The organism is Polaromonas sp. P3_C2 (genome assembly GCF_056402675.1).
This window is the reverse complement of sequence record NZ_JBFUGX010000237.1, coordinates 1-6031: the sequence shown is the minus strand read 5'-3', so window position 1 is coordinate 6031 and position 6031 is coordinate 1. Positions and strand designations below refer to the sequence as shown.

General features: G+C 64.3%; 7 protein-coding genes. All 7 read right to left on the bottom strand.

All coding sequences use genetic code 11. The annotated features are described in order from the left end of the window. A partial coding sequence (locus AC1DWI_RS11580; RefSeq protein WP_477724869.1) for a BatA domain-containing protein occupies nt 1-324 on the bottom strand: 324 nt, incomplete at its 3' end. 21 nt (nt 325-345) lie between these two features. Then, nucleotides 346-1296 (bottom strand): DUF58 domain-containing protein, encoded by a 951-nt coding sequence (locus AC1DWI_RS11575; RefSeq protein WP_477669719.1) that lies wholly within the window; start codon nt 1294-1296, stop codon nt 346-348. Nucleotides 1297-1410: 114 nt separating this feature from the next. Further along, nucleotides 1411-2433, bottom strand: coding sequence for an AAA family ATPase (locus tag AC1DWI_RS11570; protein ID WP_477669718.1), 1023 nt, complete (start codon nt 2431-2433; stop codon nt 1411-1413). Nucleotides 2434-2454: 21 nt separating this feature from the next. Beyond that, complete coding sequence (locus AC1DWI_RS11565; protein ID WP_477669717.1) at nt 2455-3399, bottom strand: S1C family serine protease; 945 nt, start codon at nt 3397-3399, stop codon at nt 2455-2457. 218 nt (nt 3400-3617) lie between these two features. Beyond that, nucleotides 3618-4478: an ABC transporter permease gene (locus AC1DWI_RS11560; protein WP_477669716.1), complete on the bottom strand. Its 861-nt coding sequence runs from the start codon at nt 4476-4478 to the stop codon at nt 3618-3620. Between the two features lie 13 nt (nt 4479-4491). After that, complete coding sequence (locus AC1DWI_RS11555) at nt 4492-5397, bottom strand: ABC transporter permease (protein WP_477669715.1); 906 nt, start codon at nt 5395-5397, stop codon at nt 4492-4494. Nucleotides 5398-5409: 12 nt separating this feature from the next. Beyond that, the coding region (locus tag AC1DWI_RS11550; protein ID WP_477724868.1) for an ABC transporter ATP-binding protein at nt 5410-6031 on the bottom strand (622 nt) is incomplete at its 5' end.

The following is a 6031-nucleotide window of genomic DNA, read 5'->3' as shown; positions in this document are numbered from 1 at the left end:
GTCCATGGCGAGGATGATGGTTTCGCGCTGCGAGGGAAGGCTGATCACGGCAAAGGGGCGTGACGCCGCCACCAGCATGGCGGCGACGGATAGCAGAAACAGCAGGGGCGGAACATGCCGGCGAAAGCTTTGGCCGCGGCCCATGGCTTCGCGCACGATGGAGAGGCTGGCGTAGCGCAGCGCCATTTTTTTCTTGCGGCGCAGCAGCCACACATACACGGCCACCAGCAGGGGAATGGCCAGCAGCAGCCACAAAAATTCCGGCCAGAGGAAAGTCGGCAGGGGAAGCTTTGACATGAAAGAGGTCAACCAGCTGAAGTTCATGGATGTTCCTTGGCGGCTTCTTCAGGCGGCGTGTTTCAGGTGGGCCGGCAGCTTGCCGCCTGCTGCGTTGGCGCCTGATGTACGGCTGCGCCGTTTGCGGAGCTCGGTAAACCGCAGGATGGCGTCAACCAGGTTGTCGTCGGTGGAAAGCTCCAGCGTGTCCACGCCGGCACGCGCCAGCGACTGGCGCAGCTCGGCCTCGCGCTGGGCGGCGATGCGTGCAAAGCGTTTGCGAAAGCCCGCGTCGTGGGTATCGACCAGCAGTTGCTCGCCGGTTTCGACGTCGCGGATGGGAATGAGGCCCAGGTCGGGCAAGTCCAGCTCCAGCGGGTCGAGCAGGCGCACGGCGACCACTTCATGCCGGCGGGCGAGTTGGCCCAGCGGCTTTTCCCAGCCGGGTTCGCTGATGAAGTCGGACACCACAAACACGGTGGAGCGCCTGCGTATGAAGCTGGCCGCGGACTCGAGCAACTCGTGCAGGCGTGTAGGGCCGAGGTCTGTGGTTTCGGGCCGGGCCTGCAGGGTGTGCAGCAAATGCAGCACGTGGTGGCGGCCGCCGCGTGCGGGAATCACGGCATCAACGCCGGAGCCATAGAGCATGGCGCCCACGCGGTTGCCGTGGCGCGTCAGCATGCGGGCCAGCACGGCGACAAATTCAGCGGACACATTGCGCTTGCGCAGCTCGCTGGAGCCAAAGTCCATCGAGGGGCTCAGGTCCAGCAGGAACCAGGCGCTCATTTCGCGGTCTTCGGTAAACACGCGCACATGGGGTTGCTCGAGCCGGGCAGTGACGTTCCAGTCGATGTGACGCACGTCGTCGTGGTGCTGGTATTCACGCAGGTCGGCCAGGTCCATGCCGGTGCCGCGCAGCAAGGTGCGGTAGTCGCCCTGCAGCAGGCCGTCGAGCCGGCGCAGCACGGTCCACTCCAGCCGGCGCAGCAACTGCTCTGCGTTGGATGAAGGTGCGCTCATGGCGATCCTCCGAAACCAGCATGAGCCGCGGAACCGGCTTTGCCGGGCCGCAGGCGGGCGGCCCCCTCGGGGGGCAGCGACCCGCGAAGCGGCGGAGCGTGGGGGCTCACATTTCTAGGCGGCGAGTTTTTCATGCTCTAGTGGTTTTGCTGGAGGCGGGATTTTGGCCATGATCTTCGCGACGAGGCCGTCGGCCGACAACCCTTCAGACAGCGCCTCGTAGGACAGCACCAGCCGGTGGCGCAGCACGTCGGGCACCAGGTCGGTCATGTCTTCGGGCAGGGCGTAGCTGCGTCCGCGCAACATGGCCAGCGCGCGGGCGCCTTCAGTCAGGTTGATGGTGGCGCGCGGGCTGGCACCGAAGGTGATGAAGCGCTGCAAATCCTTGAGGCCATGCTTGGTCGGGTTACGTGTGGCCGAGACCAGGCGCACGGCGTACTGCACCAGCGAGGGGTCGACGTAGATGCGGCGGCATTCGGCCTGCAGCGCGGCCAGCTGTTCGGTGGTGGCGACAGCGCTTACGGCGACGGCCGGGCCGGTGACGCGCTGGACGATGACGAATTCTTCTTCGTCGGTCGGGTAGTCCACCAGCACCTTCATCATGAAGCGGTCGACCTGCGCTTCGGGTAGCGGGTAGGTGCCTTCGGTTTCAATCGGGTTTTGCGTGGCCATGACGAGGAAGGGTTCGGGCACCTTGTGGGTGATGCCGGCAATCGTGACCTGGCGCTCCTGCATCACTTCCAGCAGCGCGCTCTGCACCTTGGCGGGCGCGCGGTTGATTTCATCGGCCAGCAACAGGTTGGTAAACACCGGCCCGAGCGAGGTGGTGAACTCGCCGGTTTTCTGGTTGTAGATGCGTGTGCCCACCAGATCGGCCGGTACCAGGTCGGGTGTGAACTGGATGCGCTTGAAGTTGCCCTGCACAGTGTTGGCCAGCGTCTTGATGGTCAGCGTCTTGGCCAGGCCGGGAACGCCTTCCACCAGCAAATGGCCCTGCGCCAGGATGGCGACCATGACGCGTTCAAGAAAGCGGTCTTGCCCCACCACCACGCGTTTGACTTCATACAGGATCTGCTCCATCAGCAGCGCGGTGGCGTCATGGCCGGTGGCGGAATGTTCGGGCGTGTGCTGTTCCATGCGTCGATGTCCTTAAAGTCTTCAGAAGGGGGGCATGCCGGCGGCCGAGGCCGCGTTTTCAATCGGCACCGCAAAACCGATGCCGACAAACGTGCGTTGCTGGTTGGGGTTGAAGATGGCGGTCACGATGCCGACCACTTCGCCGTCCATGGTGACCAGCGGCCCGCCGGAGTTGCCGGGGTTGGCGGCGGCGTCGAACTGGATCAGGTTGCTCATCATCTGTTTGCCTTCGGGCGAGCGGAAGTTGCGCTTGAGGCCGGAGATCACGCCCTGCGAGGCCGAGGGGCCTATGCCGAAGGGGTAGCCCACGGCCATGACCTGGTCGCCGGGGGCCAGGTCGGCGGTGGAGCGCATGGTGGCGGCAATCAGGTCGTCGGGGATCTTGTGGGCCTGCAGCACGGCCAGGTCGTTCTCGGGCTGCACGCCGGTGATGCTGGCGGTGGATTCGAGGCCGTCTGCGAATGTGACCTTGATGGTTGTTGCGCCCTGCACCACGTGCAGGTTGGTCAGGATGATGCCCTTGTCGACGATGACCACGCCGGTGCCCACGCTGCGCTCGCCATCTTCCTTGCCGTCCTTGTCTTTACCCAGCCCCACGATGCGCACGACGGAGGGGATGATGGTGTCATAAGCCCGGGTGCCGGGGGAGGGCAGGACTGTGGTCTCCAGCGTTTTGAGGACGGCCGCGTTGATGTCTTCCTGCGTCAGCTTGCGGGCCGCAGGCCGCAGCGGGGAGGCAAAGCTGATGGCCAGCAGCAGGGCCAGCAGGCCGACGACCGACCAGAGCAGGTAAAGCTGGTTTTGGGCAAGCCGTTTGGCCAGGCGGGAGGCGCGGGGGAAGCGGGAAGGTGCGGGGGCTGGAATGGCGCCGTCTGGGCCGGCAGCCTGCTCGGGCGGTTGCGTCTGGGCATCACCCGCGCCCTGCGCCGGACGGTTTGAACTGCTGTAAAGGGCTGGCCTGCGCATCCGTTCACCTGTGAGGTCAATGTCAAAACCGGGCTGATACCACCGGGCGTGAAAACCTGCTTCAGGCCCCGTATTTACAGTTGCACCGTATCACGATTTGTGCATCCGTGCACGTGATTTGGGTATAGGCGTAGGGGGCTTTGTAAAGCGCCTGTTACTGCGCAGTCTGGGCTCGATTCGAGCCCGATTTTGGGGCGGCCTGGACTGTTTCAGGCGCTTCAGGCGCCAGGGCTGTCGGCGGGCTTGCGCAGCAGGGTCAGCGCCAGGGCCGCCGAGGCCAGCATCAGGAACAGGCTGACGGCATTGAGCACCGGCGTGGCGCCCTCGCGCATGCGGCCGTACATCATGACGGTCAACGGCGCGTCCGAGCCGACCAGCATCAGCGTGGTGTTGAAGTTCTCGAAGGACATCAAAAACGAGATCGCTGCAGCGCCGATCAGCGCGGGTTTCAGGTAAGGCAGGGTGATGGTGGCGAAGACCGCGGCGCGGGAGGCGCCCAGGTTGTAGGCGGCTTCTTCCAGGGTGATGTCAAAACGTTTCAGGCGGGCCGAAATGATGAGCGTGGCGATGGACACGATGTAGGAAAACTGGCCCAGCACCACCAGCGGAAGCCCTGGTCGCAGGAAATCCAGCTCCAGCCCCCACCAGTCGTCGGCAAACTGCGCCAGGCGGCTGGCAAAGGCCAGGATCGAAATACCCAGGATGACGCCGGGAATCACCAGCGGCGCCAGCATCAGCATCGACAGCGCTTGTTTGCCCGGAAAGCGGCTGCGCTCAATCAAAAAAGCGTTGGTCGTGCCCACCAGCACCGCCAGCAGCGTGACCCAGCCGGCCACCACCACGCTGGTCCAGAGGCTGGCGAGCATGGGGCGATCGGCAAAAAGGCCTGTGCGTCCGGACTTGCTGCCAAAAAACCAGTCGAGCGTGAAGCCGCGCCAGGGCGGCGCCGGATAGGGTGCGTCGTTGAAGGCAAACACCGCGACCACCACCAGCGGCAGGAACAGGAAAGCAAAAAACGCCAGGGCATAAGCCACGGTGCCGGCGCGCAGCCAGGCGGGGCGGGGCAGGGAGGCGATCATGCAGTGCCCTTCATCATGACCGGCGCATGACTTCGCCGAATTTCTGGCCCGTTAATTTAAGGCCAAGCCAGACGATCGCTGTTGACAAACCCAGCAGCAAAAATCCAAACGCCGCGCCTTGCTCCCAGTTAAAGCGCGTGATGAACTGGGTGTAAATCTGCTCGGTAAACCACAGCGAATTTTTACCGCCCAGCAAGGTGGGCGTGAGGTAGTTGCCCAAGGTCAGCATGAAGACCACGATGCAGCCGGCGAGGATGCCGGGCGCGGCATGCGGAATGACGATTTGCCGCAGGATGGAAGGGCCGTTGCCGCCCAGGTCATACGCCGCTTCGATCAGCGTGTCGTCCAGGCTTTCAAGGGCGCTGATTAGCGGCACCACCATGAAGAGCATGGAGGTATAGACCAGGCCGACCAGGATGGTGGCGTCGCGGTAGAGCAGCTCTACAGGTGCATCAGTGAGGCCCAGCTGCACCAGCACGGCGGGCAGCACGCCCGATTCGCGCAGCAGAATCATCCAGCCCAGGGTGCGCACGGTTTCGCTGACCCAGAAGGGGATCAGGCACATCACCAGCAGCAGCGACTTGGCACGGCCGCGCACCAGCTTGGCAATCGTCCAGGCGATGGGAAACGCCAGCAGCAGTGTGATCAGCGTGGCCAGGATGGACATGACGGCGGTGCGCACAAAGGTGTGCCAGTACAGCGGTTCGTCGATGAAAGTGCGGTACTGCGCGATGCTGGGTGCATATTGCCGCGGTGCGATGCGTTCGCGCAGCGACAGGATGGCCAGGTCGATGTGCGGCAACACGATGAGGCCCACCAGCCAGATCAGCGCCGGCGCGAGCAACAACAGCAGGATGAGCCTGGCCTGCGCCGATGCGGATCCGGCATTTGCTGCGGGCATGGCGGCTGCGGCTTGCATGATCTGCAGGCGCTAGGCGCCGGCTGTCCCAAAACAGGTGGCTTGTGCGGGGTCGAAGCTGAAGGCCACCGTTTCACCGACACGCAAGTCGGCAAAGCGGCCGGTCTGCGGCAGCGCGATGCGAAATTCCGTGCGGCTGGTGGTTTCGCGCAGCAATATGGCCGAGTTTGCGCCGTCGAAGAGCAGGCTCTCAACCTGGCCCGCGTAGGCGGTGTGGTCAGCGGGCAGCTCAGCGGCGTCGCGGGCCAGGCTGATCGCTTCGGGCCGCACAAACGCCTGCACGGCTTGGCCGGTCAGGATTTTCCCGACTGCGCGGGCCCGCATGGCCAGGCCCTGGCCGGTTGTCAGCGCCACCGCGTTGCCGGGCTCTGCGCCCGCAGCAGCATTGCCTTGCAGCTTGTTGTTGGCGCCCACAAAGYCCGCGACGAAAGGTGTTTGCGGCTGGTAGTACAGCTCTTGCGGTGTACCCACCTGCTCAAAGCTGCCGGCATTCATGACCGCGACATGGTCGGACAGTACCAATGCCTCGGACTGGTCGTGCGTGATGTAGACAAAGGTGGTGCCGAAGGCCGCTTGCAGTTGCTTGAGCTCGACTTTCATGTGCTCGCGCAGCTTCAAATCCAGCGCTCCCAGG

Bases quoted from the DNA above. Each gene is read 5' to 3' on its own strand.
- AC1DWI_RS11575 (WP_477669719.1), bottom strand. From the start codon at position 1,296: ATGAGCGCACCTTCATCCAACGCAGAGCAGTTGCTGCGCCGGCTGGAG.
- AC1DWI_RS11570 (WP_477669718.1), bottom strand. From the start codon at position 2,433: ATGGAACAGCACACGCCCGAACATTCCGCCACCGGCCATGACGCCACC.
- AC1DWI_RS11565 (WP_477669717.1), bottom strand. From the start codon at position 3,399: ATGCGCAGGCCAGCCCTTTACAGCAGTTCAAACCGTCCGGCGCAGGGC.
- AC1DWI_RS11560 (WP_477669716.1), bottom strand. From the start codon at position 4,478: ATGATCGCCTCCCTGCCCCGCCCCGCCTGGCTGCGCGCCGGCACCGTG.
- AC1DWI_RS11555 (WP_477669715.1), bottom strand. From the start codon at position 5,397: ATGCAAGCCGCAGCCGCCATGCCCGCAGCAAATGCCGGATCCGCATCG.